This window comes from Kitasatospora sp. NBC_01300, from assembly GCF_041435235.1.
In the GTDB taxonomy this organism is placed as follows: Bacteria; Actinomycetota; Actinomycetes; order Streptomycetales; family Streptomycetaceae; genus Kitasatospora.
This window is the reverse complement of the sequence record NZ_CP108408.1, coordinates 4,051,107-4,071,170: the sequence shown is the minus strand read 5'-3', so window position 1 is coordinate 4,071,170 and position 20,064 is coordinate 4,051,107. Positions and strand designations below refer to the sequence as shown.

Genomic DNA, 20,064 nt, shown 5'->3' with positions numbered 1-20,064 from the left:
GGTGCGAGCACCCCCCGCACCCCGGTTATTCCGCTTCCGGCGCACGGGAGTTCGCCCGGGAGTCCGCTCAGGCGGGCAGGCCGGCCCGGCGCCGGGCGACGGCCGCGACCGCCGCCCAGTCCTTGTCCGCGTCACCGTGGGCCAGCGCGTCCAGGAAGGCGTCCCGCAGGATGCTGCCGAACGGGAGCGGGACGTTCCGCGCGGCCCCGGCCTCCAGGGCCAGGCCGACGTCCTTGAGGCCCAGAGGCAGCCTGAACCCGGCCGGCTCGTAGCGGCGTTCGGCCACCATCGCGCCGTAGCCGGAGTAGACCGGCCCCGGGAACAGCGTGCCGGAGAACATCTCGACCAGGTCGGTCGGCCGGACGCCGTGGGCCTCGGCCAGGCTGCACGCCTCGGCCATCGACTCGATCGCGCAGGCCAGCAGGAAGTTGGTGCTGATCTTGGCGGTGTTGGCCTGTCGCGGGCTCGCACCGAAGTGCCAGGTGCGCTCCCCCATCGCGGCGAACAGCGGCTCCGCGCGGGCCAGCAGCTCCGGCGCGCCGGCGGTCAGGATGTTCAACCGGCCGGCCGCCGCGACCGGCGGACGGCCGAGGACCGGGGCGGCCAGGTAGCCGATGCCGTGCTCGGCGTGCAGCGCCTCGGCGCGCTCGGCGAGCCCGACGGAGATGCTGGCCATGTTGACGTGCAGGGTCGTCGCGGCGCCCGCGAGCAGGGCGGGGTCGAGCAGCAGCCGTTCGACCGCCTCGTCGTTGGCGAGCATGGAGACCACGGTGTCGGCGGCGTACACCTCGGCGAGCGTGCCGGCCGCCTCGGCGCCCTCGGCCACCAGGGCGGCCACCGGTTCGGGCGAGCGGTTCCAGACCCGGACGGCGTGGCCGGCCCGCAGCAGGCTGCCGGCCATGCCCCGCCCCATCGCACCCAGCCCCACGAAGCCGATCGTCGCCCCGGCCATCACGCACTCCCGTCGCCGTCACCGTCACTGTCGCCGCACTGCGGATGACTGTACGTCAGGAAACGGTGGTCTCCCGCGTACTGGACGGACTCACGCGCAGGCGCGCTCCGGCAGCCGGACGCGGCCGCGCTCCAGTTCGGTGACCACCCGGTGGCTCAGCAGCTCGTACTGGGCCTGGAGCCGGCCGGGGCGGGCCGGGCGGGCGACCGGACGGCCGGGGCTGACCAGTTCGTCCGGCCCGAACTGCTCGCGGGTGAGGTCGATCTCGATGCCGGTGGCGAAGCGGTTCCACCAGTGCAGATCCGTCCGGATCCCGCCGACGTGCACCTCGCCCATCATCAGCTCGCCGCCGAGCAGGTCGTGCACCACCATCGCCGTCACCCCGCACTGGCCGCGGGCGGGATTGTCGGGACGCCAGTGGGCCAGATCCTCGGGCGCACAGGTATCGACACCCCAGGAGGAGCGGATCGCACGTTCGATGTCGTTGAGGGTCCACGCCGTCATACCGGGAAGCCTGCCATGCACCACTGACAGCGGCACCGGCTTTTCAGAGGGCCACCCCGTGTTCTGCGGAGACCTTCTCGATCTTCACCCGAACGAGCAGTTCCCCCGGCACGCCGTTCCGGGCCCCGTACTGCTCCGCGACGTCCTCCCCCATGTACCGGGCGGCGATCCGGGTGGCCCAGGCGCGCACCTCGGCCAGGTCCTCGCTCAGCCGGGCGGTGCCCTGCACGAGGACGTACGCGAAGGGCGGCCGGTCGTCGTCCACGCAGATCATCACCCGGCCGTCGCGGGCCAGGGTGCGGCCCTTGACGGTGCCCGCACCGGTGTTGAAGACGAGCTCGTCGCCGTCCAGCAGGAACCAGACCGGCGCGACGTGCGGGCGGCCGTCGGCCCGGGTGGTGGCGAGCTTGGCGGTGCGGGTGCCCTCGGAGAGGAACGCCCGCCACTGGTCATCGGTCATCGTCGGCATACCGCACATCCTGGCCGGTCGGCCCGCCCCGCGCATCAGGGGACGGGCAACCGGCCGGGGGTCACTTCGCCAGTACGGCGACACCCGCCTGCGCGAACTGCTCGTCCAGGTCGCCGCTCGGCGCGCCCGCGACACCGATCGCCGCGACCGGGGCGCCCTTGGACTGCACCGGGGCGCCGCCGGCCAGGAACAGCGTGCCCGGGATGTCCTTGAGGGTCGGGGCCTGGGCCAGTCGCTTGGTCAGCTCCGAGGTCGGCGCGTTCCAGGAGACCGCCGTGAACGCCTTGCGCTGCGCCGACTCCGGGGACTGCGGGCCGGCGCCGTCGCCCTTGAGCAACACCCGGGTGACGCCGTCCCGGTCGACGACCGCGACCGAGACGTGCTGGCCGGCCTTGGCCGCCGCGTCCAGGGTGGCCTGGGCGGCGCGGGTCGCGGCGTCGATGGTCAGGCCGGTGCTCTGGGCGAGGTTCCTGTTCTGGGTGTCGACCTTCACCGCAGCCGGCGCGGGCGGGGTCTCGGAGGTCTCGGCGCTGGCCGAGACGGCGCCCACGGTGGCGGCGAGCGCGGCGGCGGCGAGGGTGCCGGTCAGCACCCGGGTGCGCACGGAGATCTTCTTCATGGTCCAGCTCCTCAGCGGATCGGCGAACGGGATCGGGGCCGCCGGGCGGCAGGGGTCCGCCCGGCTCCACCCCGATCCTCCGGCCGGGGCGGGGCCCGCCACATCGGCGCTCCGGCGCGACCGCGCGGGCATGATGGAGGACAACCCCGTCAACCGATCGGCTGATGCGGGACCGGGCCGAACGGGCCACCATCGAGGGATCGGTGCAGGTCGGTGCACCGGGCGTACCGAGCCCGCCGGGCACGCCGGGCACGCGGCCGAGGCGGCCGGTGCCCGTCCGGATGCCGATCGCCCGTCCAGCCAGGAGCCACCCGTGCAGCAGCCCCGCCCCGCCGCCGGTCACGACGCCGGCGACCCGGACGCGGGCCGCCTGGCGGTGCTGCTCGACTCCGCCTTCCTGCTGCTGCTCGCCGCCTCGCTCAGCCGCTACCTCACCCACCACCCCGGCAACCCCCGGATCCCCTGGGTGATCGGGCTGAGCATCGCCCTCGCCCTCGCCCAGCCGGCCGGCTCCTGGCTCGCGCACCGCCACCCGTCACCGTCACCGTCACCCGCGCCCGTGCCTGGAGCTGGGGCTGAAGCCGCGCCCGGCAACCGGGTTCCGCGGCGGCGCCGGTGGCCGCTGGCCCTGGTGGTCGCGCTCTGGGCGGTGCTGGTGCTGCTCGCGCCGAGCTTCGCCTGGTGCGCCGTCCCGCTGATCTACACCGCGCTGCGCACGCTCCCCGCGCGGGCGGCGATCCCACTCGTGGCGGCCCTGACGCTGCTGGTGGTGATCGCCGAACTCCGGCTGGCCGGCGGGGCGGACGCCACCCTCGTCCTGCTGCCGTTCGCGGTGGCCGCGCTCGCCACCGGCGTGTTCCTCTTCATGGACCGGCAGGACGCCCGGCAGCGCGCCCTGATCGCCGACCTGGTCCGCACCCGGCGCGAACTCGCCGCCACCGAACGGCGGGAGGGCACCCACGCGGAGCGCGAGCGGCTCGCCATGGAGATCCACGACACCCTGGCCCAGGGGCTGTCCAGCCAGCAGATGCTGTTGCAGGCCGCCGAGCGCACCTGGGACACCGAGCCGACGACCGCCCGCACCCACGTCCGGACCGCCGCCAAGGTGGCGGCCCGCAACCTCGCCGAGGCCCGCCGCTTCGTCCACGACCTCGCACCGGCCGAACTCGCCGACGGCCGTCCGCTCGACCAGGCGCTGCGCGCGCTCGCCGGACGGGAGGCCGCCGAGAGCGGTCTGCCGGTCCGCTTCCACCTGGACGGCACGCCCGTCCCGCTGCCCGCCGCCGCGCAGTCCGCGCTGCTGCGGATCGCCCAGGGCGCGCTGGCCAACGTCCGGGAGCACGCCGGTGCGTCGGCCGCGGCGATCACCCTGTCCTACCTCGGCGACCAGGCCGTCCTGGACGTCGCCGACGACGGGCGGGGCTTCGACCCGGGCGCGGTCGGGGCGGCCGGCGGCCGCGGGTACGGGCTGCCCGCGATGCGCGCCCGGCTGCGGCAGTTCGGTGGCACGCTGACCGTGGAGAGCACCCCCGGCGAGGGCACCGTCGTCTCCGCCGCGATCCCCCTGGAGCACCGATGAGCGAACGAACCGGACCCGCCCCCGTCCGGCTGCTGGTCTGCGACGACCACGCGGTGGTCCGGGCCGGCCTGCTGGCACTGCTCGCCAGCGCGGGCGACATCGAGGTGGTCGGCGAGGCGAGCACCGGGGAGGAGGCCGTCGCGCTGGCCGTCGGGCTGGCACCGCAGGTGGTGCTGATGGACCTCCAACTCGGCGACGGCATCGACGGGGTGGAGGCCACCCGGCGGATCACCGCCGCCCCGGGCGGCCCGCACGTGCTCGTGCTCACCACGTACGACACCGACGCCGACATCACCCGGGCGATCGGCGCGGGCGCCACCGGCTACCTGCTGAAGGCCGAGCGGCCGGAGGAGTTGTTCGCCGCCGTGCACGCCGCCGCGCGGGGCCGTACGGTGCTCTCGCCGCCGGTCGCCTCCCGGGTGATGGCACAGATGCGGACGCCCGCACCGCAGCTCACCGAACGCGAGCAGGACATCCTCGTGCAGCTGGGGCAGGGGCTGGGCAACCGGGAGATCGCCCGGGCGCTGTTCATCAGCGAGGCCACCGTGAAGACCCATCTCGGCCGGATCTACGACAAGTTGGGGGTCGACACCCGGTCCGGCGCGGTGGCCGTGGCCAAGGAGCGCCGACTGCTGCGCTGACCGGCCCTCACCTACGGCCGGCCCGGCCCGCCGGTGAACTCACTCCGCATCAGCCTGCCGGAGCACCCTCGGACGCATCCACTGCGCTCAGCGCTCGCGCGGTGTCACTGCGTGCTGCCATGATGCTCGGAATGTCGGATTCCAGCACGGCCGGCCGCCCGGCCCGCTTCCCGCCCCGGAGCCCGTCGTGCGCCCACCGAAGGGTCGCCGGGCGTCCTGCCTGGCCTCAACCCGCTGGTCCAGCGCTTGGCGGGACCTTCCGGACCGACCATCACGTTTGTGGATTTTTCGTGGATCCCACTATTGACAAACCAACCACGCGGTTTGTTAGCGTGAGACCACGACGTCCCCGGGGGTGGGGGCTCGCCGGGGCCTGTGTACCGCTCTCGCCGGAGGGTGCTGCCAGGGGGGAACGGCGAGGCTGCCGGGGAGTCGGGGGGAGCGGCAACGCGAAGCCGCGCAACGAGGCGGTGCGGAGCGAGTCCGGGGGGACTCGCTCCGCGCCTCCCCTGCGTCCACGACCCTCTGCCGCCCCAGCGCCTTCCGGCTCTTCCGGCCCCCGGTTCTTCCGGTTCCCGGTTCTTCCGCAGCCGGACAGGGCCCGGCTAGGCCATCGCGCTCCAGTACGGGCAGCACACGTTCGGCAGCGGCGCCGGGCCGCGACCGCCTGCACCCTGCAGCGACGGCAGCCGCTCCGAGCGGGCCACGCCGGGCGAGCTCGCGGTCAGTCCTGCCTCGCCCAACTCGCCGAATGTCAGGGCCAGTTGATAACCGTCCAGAGTGGCGGCGGCGACTCCTGGCCGGCTCCGGCCGGCGTTCAGCGAAGTGATCGTCCAGCCGCGCTGCCGCCAGTGCCGCTCGACCGCGTCCACCAGCGCCGCCCGCCGGACGGCCGAGACGATGGTGAGGATGTCCCGCCCCCGGGTGACGTACCAGCGCAGGTCCGGGTCCCGCCCCGGCAGCGGCAGCCGCGCGCCCGCCCTGGGCGCCGCCCCCTGCCAGACCGGCGCCGGCCGGACGGCGTCCAGGGTGTCCTGCAGCAGTGTCTCGCAGCGCTCGGCAGCGTCGAGCTGATCGACCGCCGGCGTCGGGCCGGGCCACCGGGCGGGCGGCACGACCGGCGCACCGCCTCGGCTTCCACCCGGGCATCCGACGTTCAGTTCGGCACCACCTGGCTGCACTGGTCCCCTCCACGCTCCTCCCGGCGTTCAGACCGGGCCGGGATTCCGTCACTCCTTGGACGGTGGACGTGGACGGACAGTTCCGCCTCTTACCGTTCCCACACCCTCTTCCGCACCACTCCCGCACGCCCCTCCCGCGCCCCCCGCATCCCCCTTGTCCCCCGCATCCCGCGGTTCGCTCAGGCGCTGGACCTCGGCGGCGAGTTCGTCGATGCGCCGGCTCAGGGCCTGGATGCAGACCAGGGCGATGCCGTTGGCGTCGACGACGGGGATCACGCGGGTGTTCTCGTGGTGGAAGTCGAAGGAGTCGTGCCAGTCCTGGGCCATCGGTCCGATGTGCCGCACCTGCTCGGGCTCCCACAGGTAGCGCCAGGTGCTGATGGGCAGGGCGACGACCGTCTCCAGCACCTGATGGCCGTTGACCGCCCCGGCCGGGGCGACCACGGCGGTGTCGGCGGTCTCGGTGCGCTCCGGGGCGGTCCGAGCCGCCTTCCCGGAGCGTCGGAACAGACCCATGCTCAGCGGCTCCAGTCGATCGGGACGCCCATCCCACCCGAGCACACCGCCCACGCACGTCCGGGAATCAGGGCATAGCGGACCCCGCCGCCACGCTTCCCCCCATCGAGTGAAGCCCCCGCCCGGACCCGCATTCGACCGCCGCACCACCTGTACGAGCCGCCGCCCGGTCCGTCGAGAGCCGATCATCGCGAAGTCCAGGGCGAGTTGGCAGGAGCAATCGTCGGTGGACCTCGGATTCGTAGGCCGGGGAACAACGTTGACGGTGAGTTTCCGACGGGAACTATGCTCACGGTCGGGAGCGCGGGGGGCCTTGAGACGGGCGACGGTCCTCACATGCGCCCATGGCGGGTCAAGTCACTTTTCGGGAGCTCTCATTGGGTCACGACGCGTACCGAAGGGGCGACGATCGCTACTCGGAGTCGTCGGACGAACAGCCACCCCCGAGGGATCCCCTGTCCCGTCTCGCCAAGGGCATCGTGGTCATGGTGGCCCTCGGGTTCTTCACCGCCTCGGTCGTGGCCACCGTCCGCAACCGCGACGGCCTCCCGTACCAACTGGCCGCCGTCATGGTCCTCTTGGCCCTGCTCGGCTTCCAGCTCCTGCACGCCGGCCCGTGGCGCCACAGGCGGCCGTGGTGGCCGTGGAGCCTGCTCGCCCACGGAGTGATCACCTACCTGCCGTTCCTGGCCTTCGACGGGGCGTGGGTCGGCCTCCCCGGGTCGTTCGCCGGATCGGTGCTGCTGACCGTCGCCGCGCCCAGGTCCTGGATCCTCTTCACCCTGCTGGTGGCGGGCCAGTACCCGATCTACGCGGCGCTGGGCGACAACGCCGGGCAGTGCCTCAACGCGAGCGTCTCCACGGCCGCGGGCGGGATCGTCGTCTACGGCGTGGCCCGACTGGCCGACATGACAGCGGAGTTGCGGGCGGCCCGCACCGAACTGGCGGAGCGCGCCGTGGACCAGGAGCGGCTGCGCTTCTCGCGGGACCTGCACGACCTGCTCGGCTACAGCCTCTCCGTGGCAGCACTGAAGTGCCAGATCGCCGAGCGGACCGTACTGGAGGACCCGCGGCGCGCCCGGGCGGAGATCTCCGAGGTGCTGGCGATGGTGAGGCAGGCGATGTCCGACACCCGCTGGATCTCCAGCGGCGATCTCCAGATGTCGTTGGCGCGGGAAACCCGCTTCGCCGCCTCGGCGTTGCGGGCGGCCGGCATCAGCGTGGAGGTCGACCTGGCCTACGGCACCCTGCCGCCCGAGCACGACGCCGTACTGGCGACGGTGGCGCGCGAGGCCGTCACCAACATGCTGCGGCACAGCGCGGCACGGCGCTGCGAGATCCGGGCCGTCAGGGGCGAACTCGGCGACGTGAGCCTGGTGGTGTCCAACGACGGCGTCCTGGCGGAGGGCGTCCCGGCGGAGCCGGGCGGCGGCCGGGGCATCGGCAACCTCACGGAGCGGTTGCTCGCCGTCGGGGGACGGCTGACCGCGGAGGAGGGCGAGACCGGCTGGTTCCACCTCTCGGCGGTCATCGCGGCCCCGCAGACCAGGACGACGTCCACGGCCGGCTGACCGTGCGGTCGTGGCCGCGCGGTCAGCCCGGCGGCGACGGCCACGACCGCATGGCGCCCGCTACTCCCGGAGTCCCATGGCCTCGACCGGCTCCCTGCGCAGCGCCAGCCGGGTGGTCAGCAGCACGGTGCCCAGACCCAGCAGAGCCGCCCCGCCCAGCACCGCGGCCGCCCAGGGCGCGGACACGGACGGCCAGGCCGAGCCGGTGAGCGCGAGGCTGACGGGCACCAGGACGGCGGCGGTGACGGCGGCGCCGAGGGCGAGGGCCACGCCGACCGTGATGCCCCCCTCCCAGGCCATCATGCGCAGGATCTGACGACGGGTGGTGCCCACCAGACGCAGCAGGGCGAACTCGCGCAACCGCTCGGTCGTGGCCATCACCAGGGTGTTGACGACGGCGATGGCGGTGAAGAGGCTGATCATGCCGAGGAGCAGCCGGCCGACGGCCGTGGCCGACTCCTGCCGGTGCCTGCGGGCGTCGTCGTACGCGGCCCGGTCGCTCGTACGGGCCATGGGGTAGGCGGCGGTGAGGCCTTGGAGCTCCCGGCCGACCTGCTGCGGGTCGGCGTCGGGGGCGGAGCGGACCAGGACCGTCGGCGCGAGGGGGTTCGGCGTGTGCACGGCGGCGAACTCGGTGGGCATGAGGGCGTCGGCGAACCCCAGGTCGCGGTCGTAGACGGCGACCACCGTGGCGGTGCTCTCGCTGCCGTCCGTCCAGCCGATCCGGAGCCTGGTGCCGACGCCCGCGCGGAGTCCGGAGGCCGCGCGCCGCCCCAACGCGACGCCGTCCCCGTGCAGTTGGTCCAGCGAGCCCGCGGTGACCCCGGGATCGAGCAGCTCGGACAGCTCGGCGGAATCGACCACCTGGGCGCTGACGCCCCGCGAGCCGACGGTGCCGGGCGATACGTCGGAGACCATGGTCATGGCGGGCACGACCCCGCTGACCGCTTCGACGCCCGGCAGTCGGCGGGCCGCGGCGACGAAGTCCGGCGGGAGCCCGACACCGCCGGCCTGGACCACGTGGTCGGCCCGCAGCCTTCGGCCGTCCTCGACCCCGGCGGCCTGGGCCTTGACGCCGGGGACGAACAGCACCGTGCCGGTGAAAGCCACCGCCAGCACCAGCGGGGTGACGGCGGCGGCGAAGCGGCGGGGCTGGGCGCGCAGGGCCGCGGACGCGAGGAACCCCGCCACGGGGAAGAGCCTGCCCACCGGTCCACCGATCACCACACTGGCGACCCGCCCGATCACCGGTCCGAGCAGCGCCACCCCCAGGAGCAACAGCAGGACCATGCTCTCGGCCGTGCCCGCCCCGCTCCGGCTGCCCGTGGAGGACGCCAGCACCACGGCGCACCCGGCGAGCGTCCCGGCCCCGAGCACCGCCCGCACCCAGCCGATCCGCGGCGCGGGCGCAGCGGACTCGCGCAGGGCCCGGGTCGGTTCGACCCGGGACGCCCGGCGCGCGGAGGCCCACACAGCGAGTTGCGCGGTGCCGACGGCCACGCCGACGACGGTCAGCAGTGCGGTGGGCCCGACGTGGAGCGGGACGTCGGAGCGGACCACACCGCGGTCGACGAGTACGCCGCGGAGCAGCGAGGCGACGCCGACCCCGACCGGGCATCCGACCAGCGCGGCGCCGAGGCTCAGGACCAGCGTCTCCATCGCGATCATCCGCCGCACCTGTCCCGACGTGGCACCCACGGCCCGCAACAGGGCCATCTCCCGCAGGCGTTGCTGGACGGTGAGCGCGAGCGCTCCCGCCACCACGAACACCGAGATGAACAGGGACAGGACGCCGACGGTCCCGGCGAGCGAGGCCAGGCCGTCGCCGGGCCCGGGTGTGCCCGAGAACTCCCGCTCGCCCCGCTGGTCGCCGGTGCTCACCTCGGGCCCGTACCAGAGCTCCGTCCCGGCGGTCGGGAAGGCCGTGGCAAGGACCTGCTCGACCTGCGCGGCCAACGCCTGCGGGCCGGCTCCGTCCCGTGCCGTGATGCCGATCGCGTCCGCGCCCTTGGTGGTGCCCGCGAGCCGGGCCGCCTGGTCGGAGCTGAAGAAGAGGGCGGACTGGCGGGCCAACTCCCTTGGAGGCGCGGCCAGTCCGGACACCGTGTAGGTGCGGGGGGCGGTAGTGGTGGCCAGCCGCACGGTGTCGCCGGTCCTGAGCCCGCCGCGAGCGCCCGTCGCCTCGTCGAGGACCACCTCGTCGGGGCCGGTCGGCGGGCGGCCAGAGGCCAGGCGGAAGGGGGCGAGGACGGCGCTGGTCCAGGAGTGCCCGAGGGACGCGCCGCCCTGCGGGCCGGAGAGGACCTGCCCCGATCCGGTGATCACGGCGGCGGGGAAGGAGACCTCCGGGGCGACGGTCCCGGCGCCGGGCAGTGCGGCCAGCTTCCCGATCAGCGGGTCGACGTCGGCCATCCGGGTCGAGCCGCTGATCACGACCGGGGCCGCCGCATAGCGTTCGGTGGGGGTGCCCGCACGCAGGGCGGACTCCAGCAGGACACCGCACGCGGCGGTCAGGACGAGGGCGAACGACAGTGCGGTGAAAGCACCGGCGAAGCCCGCCTTGCGGGCGCGCACCGTCTGCCAGGCCAGGAGGAGCATGCCGTTCAGCGCCTTCCCAGGTGGGTCATCCGGTCCGCGACCTGCTCGGGCGAGGGGTTGGCGAGTGCCTCGGCGAAGGAGCCGTCCGCCAGGAAGAACACCCGGTCCGCGTAGGAGGCGGCGACCGGGTCGTGCGTCACCATGATCACGGTCTGCCCCAGTCCGTCGACGACGTGCCGCAGCAGCCGCAGGACCTCCGTACCGGTGGTGCTGTCCAGGGCGCCCGTGGGCTCGTCCGCGAAGACGACCTCGGGCCGCGTCACCAGGGCCCGGGCGATCGCCACCCGCTGCTGCTGGCCGCCCGACAGCTGGGTGGGCAGGTGCCGCACCCGGTCGGCGAGGCCGGTCCGGTCGAGGACCTCCCCCAGCCAGGCCCGGTCCGCCCGACGCCGGGCCAGCCGCAGCGGCAGCGTGACGTTCTGCTCGACCGTCAGGGAGGGCAGGAGGTTGAAGGACTGGAAGACGAAGCCGATCCGCTGCCGGCGCAGGACGGTCAGCTCGGTGTCGCCGAGCGCCCCCAACTCCACGCCGGCCAGCCGGACCTGCCCGGAGGTCGGGCGGTCGAGCCCGGCGGCGCAGTGCAGGAACGTGCTCTTCCCGGACCCGGAGGGCCCCATCACCGCGGTGAACCCGCCCCGCCGGAATTCCATCGACACCTCGCGCAGGGCGTGCACGGCCCCCGCCCCGCGCCCGTACACCTTGCTCACCCCGTCGAGCCGCACCGCCAGGTCCGGCTCCGCAGTGGAACGGGCCTGTTCCGGATCGCTGGAATCCGCAGTCCGAGAGAAAACAGGAATCCCCTCCTCGATGTGGCGCCCTGCCCTCGTCCACCGCGAGCCTAGCCAGATCCACATCGCCCGCCCGGGACCTCCGACGGCGTCCGGACAGCGCCCGGGCGGCGGCCCCGGAGGCTCCTCCCCAGGTCAACCGGCCACTCAGTCCGCTGGACCGCCCGGCCGGGAGGGGCTGGACGTGGACAACCCATGGACACATCCATGCGAATCGCATGGGGCGCTCCATGGAATTCATCGCAGCCAAAAGGCCGCCCGAATACCGGGACCACACCTGTGCGGAATAACCGAACGCCGGCCTTCGGAATTCGACGAAGAAAACGTCCGGTCCGGCTTTCCGGACTTCCGATGGTTCGGCCCCTGCGTCCGGGGCCCTACGAGGGGCGAGGGCCGGCGGAGAGCCAGCCCATCTCCTCGGCGATCCGAATGGCGTCCACCCGGCTGCGTCCACCGGCCTTGGTCACCGCGGCGGCCAGGTGGTTGCGCGCGGTTCCCGCCGAAATGAACAGCCGGGCGGCGATCTCCGCGACGGAGGCACCTTCCGCGGCCAGCCGCAGGGTGTCCAACTCCCTGGGCGTCAGCGGGTTCTCGCGCGCCCCCAGGGCGGCGAGGGCCAGCTCCGGGTCGACGGCGCGCTCGCCGGCGGCCACCTTCCTGATCGCCGCGGCCAGTTCCTCGGCCGGGGCGTCCTTGCCGAGGAACCCGAGCACGTGAACGGACATCGCACTGCGCAGATGCGCGGGTCTCGCCAGCCCGGTCAGGATGAGCGTCCCGCACGTCGGGAGCTTGTCGTGCAACTCGGCCGCGGCCCGGAGCCCGTCCAGACCTGGCATGTCGATGTCGAGCACCGCCACGTCCGGCCGGACCCGCAGCGCCGTCGGCACCACCAGGTCACCGCGTTCGACGTCAGCGACGACCTCCAGATCGTCCTCGTACGCGAGGAGTGCCATCAGCGCGCTGCGCACCATGGCCATGTCCTCGGCCAACAGAACCCTGATCATCCGCGTCCTCCCCTGCCAGGCAACCCCGCCCACACAGCCCCATGAGACAACAGGGCCGCGGGCAGCCCGTATCCGATTGATCCACCATGCGTGACCGCGAGCGACGGAAACAACAGCGCGAACCCCATCGAACTACGGCCGACCCCCGCGAGCACGGACCCGGCACGGCGGACCCGAAATGGTCCGGACAACACGAGAGCCGCAGGTCAGATGACCTGCGGCTCTCGGTATGGAGCGGGCGACGAGAATCGAACTCGCGCTCTAAGCTTGGGAAGCTCATGTTCTACCATTAAACTACGCCCGCCTGATGAGCCGTCAGAGACCGCTCAATCCAGTGTCACTGTACCCCATTCGCGACTGTGGTTGCACGGCCCGCCCGGGGAGTGGTGGGGCGGGCGGGGGTGGGCGGGGGGCGTACTGTGTGGGCCGCGTACGAGTGCTCCGGCGGGTGGGTCCGGGGCGGCGAGCCACGGTGTGGAATGTCCGGAGCATCCCCTAATGTGACGCTGTCCCGGGGCGAGGTCCCGTGGGGCGCGATGAGTACGGGTGAGTACTGGGTTAGGGATGGGAAGGGGATCGATGGAGCAGCGCGCCGTCGTTCGTTGTGCCGAGGGGCACCTGTTCAGCACCACCACGTTCCCGATGCAGAACCTCGGGCCGGGCCGGCTCGGGCCCGGGCGGCTGATCCGCTGTCCGCAGTGCGGGCGGCTGAGGAGTTCGGTGCTGGCCGACGTGCGGGAGCTGTCGGCGCCGCAACTGGACCGGGCGCTGCGGCTGGAGGCCGCGGAGTTCCTGGCCTGACGGTCGACGCGAGGACGGAACGGGCCCCGGGCGGATTCGTCCGGGGCCCTGTCGTGCACGTAACCTCGAAGCGTGCTGCTCTCTGACAAGGACATCCGGACCGAAATCGACCTGGGCCGGGTCGTCGTCGACCCGTTCGACCCGGCGATGATCCAGCCGTCGAGCATCGACGTGCGCCTCGACCGCTTCTTCCGCGTGTTCGAGAACCACCGCTACCCGCACATCGACCCCTCCGAGGAGCAGCCGGACCTGACCCGGCTGGTGGAGCCCGAGGGCGACGACGCGTTCATCCTGCACCCGGGCGAGTTCGTGCTGGCCTCGACGTACGAGGTCATCTCGCTGCCCGACGACGTGGCGTCCCGGTTGGAGGGCAAGTCGAGCCTGGGCCGGTTGGGCCTGCTGACGCACTCGACGGCCGGCTTCATCGACCCCGGTTTCAACGGTCACGTGACGCTGGAGCTGTCGAACGTCGCGACGCTGCCGATCAAGCTGTACCCGGGGATGAAGATCGGGCAGCTCTGCCTGTTCCGGCTCTCCTCGCCGTCGGAGCACCCGTACGGCTCGGAGCGGTACGGCTCGCGCTACCAGGGCCAGCGCGGCCCGACGCCGTCCCGTTCGTTCCTGAACTTCCACCGCACCGACGTCTGATCCGGGCGGAGCGCACGCAGTACGGGCGGCCGACCCTCGCCGATGACGGACGAGGGGCGGCCGCCCGTCGCGTTTCCCGGGGGCTCAGGCCCGCTTGGGGCGGGTGACGGCGACCAGTTCGGTGCCGTCCTCGGAGAGCCGCAGTTCGGTGCGGAGTTCGGCGAGTTCGCCGAGGTGGTGCAGGTGGGTGCCGCCGCAGAAGATCTGCGCGCCGCCCTCGGGCAGCTCGCAGTGCCACTGGCGGCGGGCGGTGAGCTCGGGGCCGGGGACCTCGATGCGGACCGGGGCGTCGGCGGCGACCCAGGCGGCGAGCCGGGTGTTGACGGCCTCGGTGAGGGCGGGCAGGGCGTCGGCGAGGGTGGGGAGCTCGTCGGTGGCGTCCGCCGTGAAGCCCTTCTTCTTCAGCGACTTGCCGAGCCGGTAGGTGTCGGTGCTGGCCTCGGTGTCCATCACCGAGGTGGCCATCGCGAGGCTGTCGAAGTCGGGGTGGCCGAGGGCGTCGGAGCGGCCCGGGTCCTTGCGCCAGCGCGGCGCGAGGGCCTCGTTGAGGGCGAGGGCGAGCAGGTGGCAGCCGCTGTGCGAGGCGCTGAGGGCGGCCCGGCGGTCGGCGTCGACGGCGAGGACGGCGGTGCGGCCGACGAGGTCGCCGGGGTCGGTGTCGACGACGTGCAGGACCAGCCAGGACCACTCCTCGTCGCCGCGCCGGACCGGGATGTCGGCGCCGGCCAGCGGCGTTCCGCCGTCCGGGCCGACGGCGCCGGTGAGGCAGTCGACGACGGCCAGCTCGGTGCCGTCGACGGTGAGGGTGCCGAGGTCCGCGGGCTGGTCGGGCCAGGTGTGGTCGAGCGGGTGGAACGGGGTGGCCCCGGTCACGACGGCGTGCCGGCCGTCCCCCAGCGGGTGCACCGCGATCACCGTCGACTCGCCGGTCACCGCCCCGGCCGGGAAGCTGACGTGCGTGGTGGGGAGGGTCATTCCTGGCTCCGGTGACGTGTGACGTGGAACGGGTGAGGGAGTGCGGGGGTGGGGGGGGTGAAGGCTGAGGGGGTGCAGAGGGTGGACGGGCCCCGGCCCGACCGGGATCCGTCCACCATTGTGCCCTCCGACCGTCAGCCCAGGGTCGGCAGCTTGATCAGCACCAGCAGCGCGAGCAGTTGCACCGCCGAGGCGGCGGCCGCCTTGCCCCAGGGCAGGTCGTGCACCCGCCGGACCATGCTGGTCAGCAGGTACGCGCAGAACGCCCAAGTGGCCCAGCCGGCGACCTGGACGACCGCGCTGCCCGAGGGCAGCACCAGGTCGAGCAGCAGCCGGGGCGTGTCCGTCAGCCAGCCGATCAGCGCGGCCAGGCCGACCGTCGACTTCCACGGGCCGTCCCCGCCGAGCTGGCGGGCCAGCGCGTAGGTGACGCCGCCGAAGACCGCTCCGGCCACGGCGAAGCCGATCGCGGCGGCGGCGATGCCGGTCAGCGCGACGGTGAAGGTCGAGTCGACGATGTCGTCGTGGGTCAGGCCGATGCCGAGCACCGCGAGCGCGCCGTACAGCATCGAGACGGTGAGGGCGGGCAGCCAGACCTGGTGGTCGCGGGCGCGGTCGAAGGTCGCGGTGGGGGCGCGGAAGATGCCGATGAGCAGTTCGCGCCAGTGCGGGCGGGGCCCGGCGACGTGCGGGGCGGACTGGCCGCCGGCCCGGTAGACGGTGACGTTGTCCTGGCCGTACGGCGGCTGCTGCGGCCCGTAGCCGTCCTGGCCGTAGCCGTCGCCCTGCGGGTGTCCGCCCTGGTCGTAGCCCTCGGCGCCGTACCCCTCCTGCGGGTACCCGGAGTACCCGGGGTAGCCGGGGTGCCCGGCCGGTCCGGGGTGCCCGGGGTACTGGCCCTGGTCGTAGTACCCCTGGTGGGGCGGCTCCTGCGCGTACGGGTCACCGGTCGGGAAGGCCCGGGTGCCACCGGGCCGGTCGGCGGCGTACGGGTCGTAGCCGCCCTGCGGGCCCGGGGCGCCGGGGCCTCCGGGCGTGCCGTCGGGGCCGTCGGCCACGCTCCGGTGCGAGGTCGTGAAGTACTCCGGCCCGTCCGTCTGCCCGTGCCCCCCGGGCCCCGCCGGCGGCGGAGGGGGCGCCCACCTGCCGTGGGGGTCGGCGCCCTGCCCGCTGTCGTATCGATTACCAGCCACGCTCTGACGGTACCCGTCCGGCCCAATCCGCGTGGGGCCTGGACGGAGCCGGGGGCGGTTTGCAGCGAGCCTGAGACGAACGAGGCCGAAATCCCGCCGCCGAGGACGCCACCGACGACGCCGCCGACGGCCCGGCGACAGCGGCCCGGCCCGGGGTCCTACCGCTGCGCGCTGACCGAGGGCCCGTGCACCGCGGCGGCCGCGGCGGTGCCGGCCGGGCAGCCGCCCGGGCCGGCCGAGGTGCGGACCGCGCCGACCGGCAGCAGGGTGCCGCAGGCGATCCGGATGCCGTTCGGCAGCTCGTTGTCGGATTCGACGATCGCGCCGTCGCCGATCACCGCGCCGTCCAGCGCCGAGCGGGCGCCGACGGTGGCGAAGGCGCCCACGATGGAGTCCTTGACCAGGGTCTCCGGGCCGACCACCGCGCCCGGCAGGATCACGCTGCCCTCGACGATCGCGCCGGCCTCGACCACCGCGTTCGCGGAGACCACGGTGCCGCCGCTGAGCACCGCGCCGGGGTGGACGGTGGCGCCGGGCAGCAGCAGGGCGTCGCCGGTCGGGCCGGGGACGGCCGGGGAGTCGACCTTGCCGAGCACCAGGTCGGCCGAGCCGCGGACGAACGCGGCCGGGGTGCCGAGGTCGAGCCAGTACGAGGTGTCGACGACGCCGCGCAGCAGCGCGCCGGTGGCCAGCAGCTCGGGGAAGGTCTCGCGTTCGACGGACACCTCGCGGCCGGCCGGGATGCGGTCGATGACGGACCGGGTGAAGACGTAGCAGCCGGCGTTGATCTGGTCGGTGACGATCTGCTCGGGCGTCTCCGGCTTCTCCAGGAACTCCAGCACCCGCCCGCTCTCGTCGGTCGGGACGAGGCCGAAGGCGCGCGGGTCCTCGACCCGGGTGAGGTGCAGGGTGACGTCGGCCCCGGCGGCCACGTGGCCGTCGCGCAGGCCGGCGATGTCGACGCCGGAGAGGATGTCGCCGTTGAAGACCAGCACGGGTTCGTCGGGGCCGCAGGTCAGCCCGGACGCCGCGTTGCGGATCGCGCCGCCGGTGCCCAGCGGCTCGCGTTCGGTCAGGTAGACCAGCTCGATGCCGTACGGGGTGCCGTCCTGGAAGTGGTCCTCGAAGACCTCGGCCAGGTACGAGGTGGCCAGCACGACGCGGGTGACGCCGGCGGCGGCCGCGCGGGCCAGCTGGTGGGCGATGAAGGGGACGCCCGCCACCGGCAGCATGGGCTTGGGGGTGTGGGTGGTCAGCGGACGCAGTCGCGTGCCCTTACCACCGACCAGCATGATCGCCTCGGTCATGGTCTGCGCTGTTCCCCTTGTGCTCTGCGGCCCGGCCCGGCGGGCCGATACCTCCGTCGGTGGTCTGGACCCGTCCGGCCGTCCGGAACGGGTCGACCGGCGCGAGGCCGGTCTGCCGCCTACTGTATTTCCTCCCAACGGGCGGACACTCAGGCGGCCGTGCGATTGGCACCACTCCCCTACGAGTCCCGCCCCGGATCCGCCCCCGGTCCGGCCCGTCCCGGCGCCCCAAAAGCCCGGCCCGGCGGGCGCTCTCGCGGCGACCACCGGGCCGGGCAGTTGTAGCAGAACTGTCGAACAGAGGACGCTACGCGTCCACCGTCGCAGGCTCCTCGGCGGCGGCCGGCGGAGTCGCCTTCACCGAGTCGAGCAGCAGCTGGGCGACGTCGACCACCTTCAGGTGCTCCTTGGCGGCGCCCTCGTTCTTCTTGCCGTTGACCGAGTCGGACAGCATCACCAGGCAGAACGGGCAGGCGGTGGAGACGATGTCCGGGTTGAGGGACAGCGCCTCGTCCACGCGCTCGGTGTTGATCCGCTTGCCGATGCGCTCCTCCATCCACATCCGGGCACCGCCGGCGCCGCAGCAGAAGCCGCGCTCCTTGTGCCGGTGCATCTCCTGCTGGCGCAGACCGGGGACCTTGTCCATGATCTCGCGCGGCGGGCTGTAGACCTTGTTGTGGCGGCCCAGGTAGCAGGGGTCGTGGTAGGTGATCAGGCCCTCGACCGGGTTGACCGGGACGAGCTTGCCCTCGTCGATCAGGTGCTGCAGCAGCTGGGTGTGGTGGATGACCTCGAAGTGGCCGCCCAGCTGCGGGTACTCGTTGGCGATGGTGTTGAAGCAGTGCGGGCAGGTGGCGACGATCCGCTTGACCGGCGCGTCCTCCAGGGCCGCGTTCAGCGTCTCGACGTTCTGCGCGCCGAGCATCTGGAAGAGGAACTCGTTGCCCAGCCGGCGGGCGGAGTCACCGGTGCAGGACTCCTCCTTGCCGAGGATGGCGAACTTCACGCCCGCGGTGTGCAGCAGCTCGGCGAAGGCCTTGGTGGTCTTCTTGGCGCGGTCCTCCAGGGCGCCGGCGCAGCCGACCCAGTAGAGGTACTCGACCTCGGCGGGGTCGATGTCCTCGCCGATCACCGGCACTTCGATGCCGGTCTCCTTCTTGAGCTCCTTGACCCAGTCCAGGCGGGCCTTGGTGGCCATGCCCCACGGGTTGCCCTTGTTCTCCAGGTTCTTGAGCATCGTCCCGGCCTCGGTCGGGAACGAGGACTCGATCATCACCTGGTAGCGGCGCATGTCGACGATGTGGTCGATGTGCTCGATGTCCACCGGGCACTGCTCGACGCAGGCGCCGCACGTGGTGCAGGACCACAGGACGTCCGGGTCGATGACGCCGTTCTCCTCGGCGGTGCCGATCAGCGGGCGCTCGGCCTCGGCCAGGGCGGCCGCCGGAACGTCCTTGAGCTGCTCGGCGGTGGCCTTCTCCTCGCCCTCCATGTCCTTGCCGCCACCGGCCAGCAGGTAGGGCGCCTTGCCGAAGGCGTGCTCGCGCAGGCTCATGATCAGCAGCTTCGGCGAGAGCGGCTTGCCGGTGTTCCAGGCCGGGCACTGCGACTGGCAGCGGCCGCACTCGGTGCAGGTGGAGAAGTCGAGGATGCCCTTCCAGGAGAAGTGCTCGACCTGGGAGACGCCGAACACGGCGTCGTCGGCCGGGTCCTCGAAGTCGATCGGCTGACCGCCGCTGGTCATCGGACGCAGGGCGCCGAGCGCGGTGCCGCCGTCCTCCTCGCGCTTGAAGTAGATGTTGAAGAAGCCGAGGAAGCGGTGCCAGGCCACGCCCATCGAGGGGTTGATGCCGATGGTGGTCGCCCACGCGAACGAGATGCAGATCTTCAGCATCGCGAACAGGTAGATCAGGTTCTCCAGCGTGCCGTGCGACAGGCCGCCGAAGGCGGAGACCAGCGGGTACGAGACCAGGTGCTCGGGCCCGTACGAGTCGACGCCGTTGAGGGCGCCCTCCAGGGCGCGCAGCATCAGGATGCAGAGGCCGATGCCGAGGATCGTGTACTCGACGTAGAAGGCCTGCCAGGCGATCGAGCCGGCGAAGCGGGACTTGCGGCCGGACCGGGACGGCAGGCTGAGCAGCCGGATCACGATCAGCGTCGCGATGCCCAGCGTGGTGAGGGTGCCGACGAGCTCGACGAAGAGCTGCCAGAGCATCCAGTGGCCGATGATCGGCAGCGCGAACTCGGCGTCGAAGAGCTGGCCGAAGGCGTTGACGATGGTCAGCACCAGGCTGAAGAAGCCGACCGCGACGAACCAGTGGGCGATGCCCACGATCCCCCAGCGGTTCATCCGGGTGTGTCCGACGAACTCGACCGCGACGGTCTTCACCCGCTGGGCGGGCTGACCGAAGCGGGTGGGGTCCGGCTGGCCGGTCCGTACCACTTTGTAGATGTACAGCGCCGCACGGGCGGCGAGCGCGGTGCCGATCACGAACGTGACCAGCGAGATGACGATCGCTGCTAGCTGCATCGGCTCTCCGTCTCCTGCGGCTTGCTGTTGAGCGGTCTTTGAACGGTCTTGCGTGGAACGGATTGTACTCGCCGGTAACTTGCCGGGCCGACGGCCCGGACATTACCGCCCACCACCAGTACTCCAGAAGGTTCCCAAGCTATGGCGGCAGTCACGTGGCGCCACACGCCCCACGGCTGCGGGAAGGG

Annotated in this window: 17 protein-coding genes, 1 tRNA gene and 1 pseudogene; 5 read left to right on the top strand and 14 right to left on the bottom strand. The window is 73.1% G+C overall.

Annotated features, from left to right (window positions below; all coding sequences use genetic code 11):
- Window positions 1-67: 67 nt before the first annotated feature.
- The 4 genes from OG556_RS18155 to OG556_RS18140 all read right to left on the bottom strand — a co-directional run bounded on the left by OG556_RS18155 (window position 68) and on the right by OG556_RS18140 (window position 2,544).
- A complete protein-coding gene (locus OG556_RS18155) occupies window positions 68-952 on the bottom strand; it encodes an NAD(P)-dependent oxidoreductase (RefSeq protein ID WP_371517950.1) in 885 nt (294 codons plus the stop codon).
- Between the two features lie 90 nt (window positions 953-1,042).
- Complete coding sequence (locus OG556_RS18150; RefSeq protein ID WP_063348559.1) at window positions 1,043-1,456, bottom strand: hypothetical protein; 414 nt, start codon at window positions 1,454-1,456, stop codon at window positions 1,043-1,045.
- A gap of 43 nt (window positions 1,457-1,499) precedes the next feature.
- Window positions 1,500-1,916 (bottom strand): PPOX class F420-dependent oxidoreductase, encoded by a 417-nt coding sequence (locus OG556_RS18145; RefSeq protein WP_107453052.1) that lies wholly within the window; start codon window positions 1,914-1,916, stop codon window positions 1,500-1,502.
- A 70-nt stretch (window positions 1,917-1,986) separates the two neighbouring features.
- On the bottom strand, window positions 1,987-2,544 hold the full coding sequence (locus OG556_RS18140; RefSeq protein WP_371517949.1) for a heme-binding protein: 558 nt from the start codon (window positions 2,542-2,544) through the stop codon (window positions 1,987-1,989).
- A gap of 130 nt (window positions 2,545-2,674) precedes the next feature.
- On the opposite strand from OG556_RS18140, the gene OG556_RS18135 reads away from it, so the two are divergent.
- A complete protein-coding gene (locus tag OG556_RS18135; RefSeq protein WP_371522745.1) occupies window positions 2,675-4,123 on the top strand; it encodes a sensor histidine kinase in 1,449 nt (482 codons plus the stop codon).
- Complete coding sequence (locus OG556_RS18130) at window positions 4,120-4,764, top strand: response regulator (RefSeq protein ID WP_371517948.1); 645 nt, start codon at window positions 4,120-4,122, stop codon at window positions 4,762-4,764. The genes OG556_RS18135 and OG556_RS18130 overlap by 4 nt, the downstream gene beginning before the upstream one ends.
- Before the next feature lie 605 nt (window positions 4,765-5,369).
- Here the strand turns inward: OG556_RS18130 and OG556_RS18125 are convergent.
- Together OG556_RS18125 and OG556_RS18120 are read right to left on the bottom strand one after the other, a co-directional pair.
- Entirely contained in the window at window positions 5,370-5,879 is a 510-nt protein-coding gene (locus OG556_RS18125; protein WP_371517947.1) for a hypothetical protein, read from the bottom strand.
- A gap of 114 nt (window positions 5,880-5,993) precedes the next feature.
- Entirely contained in the window at window positions 5,994-6,461 is a 468-nt protein-coding gene (locus OG556_RS18120) for a tail fiber domain-containing protein (protein WP_371517946.1), read from the bottom strand.
- Between the two features lie 485 nt (window positions 6,462-6,946).
- Between OG556_RS18120 and OG556_RS18115 the strand changes: the two genes are divergently transcribed.
- Window positions 6,947-8,032 (top strand): sensor histidine kinase, encoded by a 1,086-nt coding sequence (locus tag OG556_RS18115; protein ID WP_371517945.1) that lies wholly within the window; start codon window positions 6,947-6,949, stop codon window positions 8,030-8,032.
- A 60-nt stretch (window positions 8,033-8,092) separates the two neighbouring features.
- On the opposite strand, the gene OG556_RS18110 is transcribed toward OG556_RS18115, so the two are convergent.
- The 4 genes from OG556_RS18110 to OG556_RS18095 all read right to left on the bottom strand — a co-directional run bounded on the left by OG556_RS18110 (window position 8,093) and on the right by OG556_RS18095 (window position 12,726).
- Window positions 8,093-10,630 (bottom strand): ABC transporter permease, encoded by a 2,538-nt coding sequence (locus OG556_RS18110; protein ID WP_371517944.1) that lies wholly within the window; start codon window positions 10,628-10,630, stop codon window positions 8,093-8,095.
- Window positions 10,631-10,635: 5 nt separating this feature from the next.
- Complete coding sequence (locus OG556_RS18105; protein ID WP_371517943.1) at window positions 10,636-11,484, bottom strand: ABC transporter ATP-binding protein; 849 nt, start codon at window positions 11,482-11,484, stop codon at window positions 10,636-10,638.
- 311 nt (window positions 11,485-11,795) lie between these two features.
- Complete coding sequence (locus OG556_RS18100) at window positions 11,796-12,422, bottom strand: DNA-binding response regulator (RefSeq protein WP_371517942.1); 627 nt, start codon at window positions 12,420-12,422, stop codon at window positions 11,796-11,798.
- A gap of 230 nt (window positions 12,423-12,652) precedes the next feature.
- Window positions 12,653-12,726 (bottom strand) — tRNA-Gly (locus tag OG556_RS18095).
- Between the two features lie 275 nt (window positions 12,727-13,001).
- Here OG556_RS18095 and OG556_RS18090 point away from each other — a divergent pair.
- Window positions 13,002-13,223: a hypothetical protein gene (locus tag OG556_RS18090; protein ID WP_079135746.1), complete on the top strand. Its 222-nt coding sequence runs from the start codon at window positions 13,002-13,004 to the stop codon at window positions 13,221-13,223.
- Window positions 13,224-13,295: 72 nt separating this feature from the next.
- Window positions 13,296-13,871 carry a dCTP deaminase gene (gene dcd, locus OG556_RS18085; protein ID WP_363579803.1) on the top strand — a complete coding sequence of 192 codons (576 nt, stop codon included), beginning with the start codon at window positions 13,296-13,298 and terminating at the stop codon, window positions 13,869-13,871.
- Window positions 13,872-13,955: 84 nt separating this feature from the next.
- Here dcd and OG556_RS18080 read toward each other — a convergent pair whose 3' ends face one another.
- The 4 genes and pseudogenes from OG556_RS18080 to OG556_RS18065 all read right to left on the bottom strand — a co-directional run bounded on the left by OG556_RS18080 (window position 13,956) and on the right by OG556_RS18065 (window position 19,876).
- Complete coding sequence (locus tag OG556_RS18080) at window positions 13,956-14,846, bottom strand: metal-dependent hydrolase (protein ID WP_371517941.1); 891 nt, start codon at window positions 14,844-14,846, stop codon at window positions 13,956-13,958.
- Window positions 14,847-14,980: 134 nt separating this feature from the next.
- On the bottom strand, window positions 14,981-16,039 hold the full coding sequence (locus OG556_RS18075) for a Yip1 family protein (RefSeq protein WP_371517940.1): 1,059 nt from the start codon (window positions 16,037-16,039) through the stop codon (window positions 14,981-14,983).
- A 233-nt stretch (window positions 16,040-16,272) separates the two neighbouring features.
- A pseudogene (locus OG556_RS18070) lies at window positions 16,273-17,346 on the bottom strand (sugar phosphate nucleotidyltransferase); the annotation flags it as partial.
- Between the two features lie 307 nt (window positions 17,347-17,653).
- Window positions 17,654-19,876, bottom strand: coding sequence for a (Fe-S)-binding protein (locus OG556_RS18065; RefSeq protein ID WP_371517939.1), 2,223 nt, complete (start codon window positions 19,874-19,876; stop codon window positions 17,654-17,656).
- Window positions 19,877-20,064 lie beyond the last annotated feature (188 nt).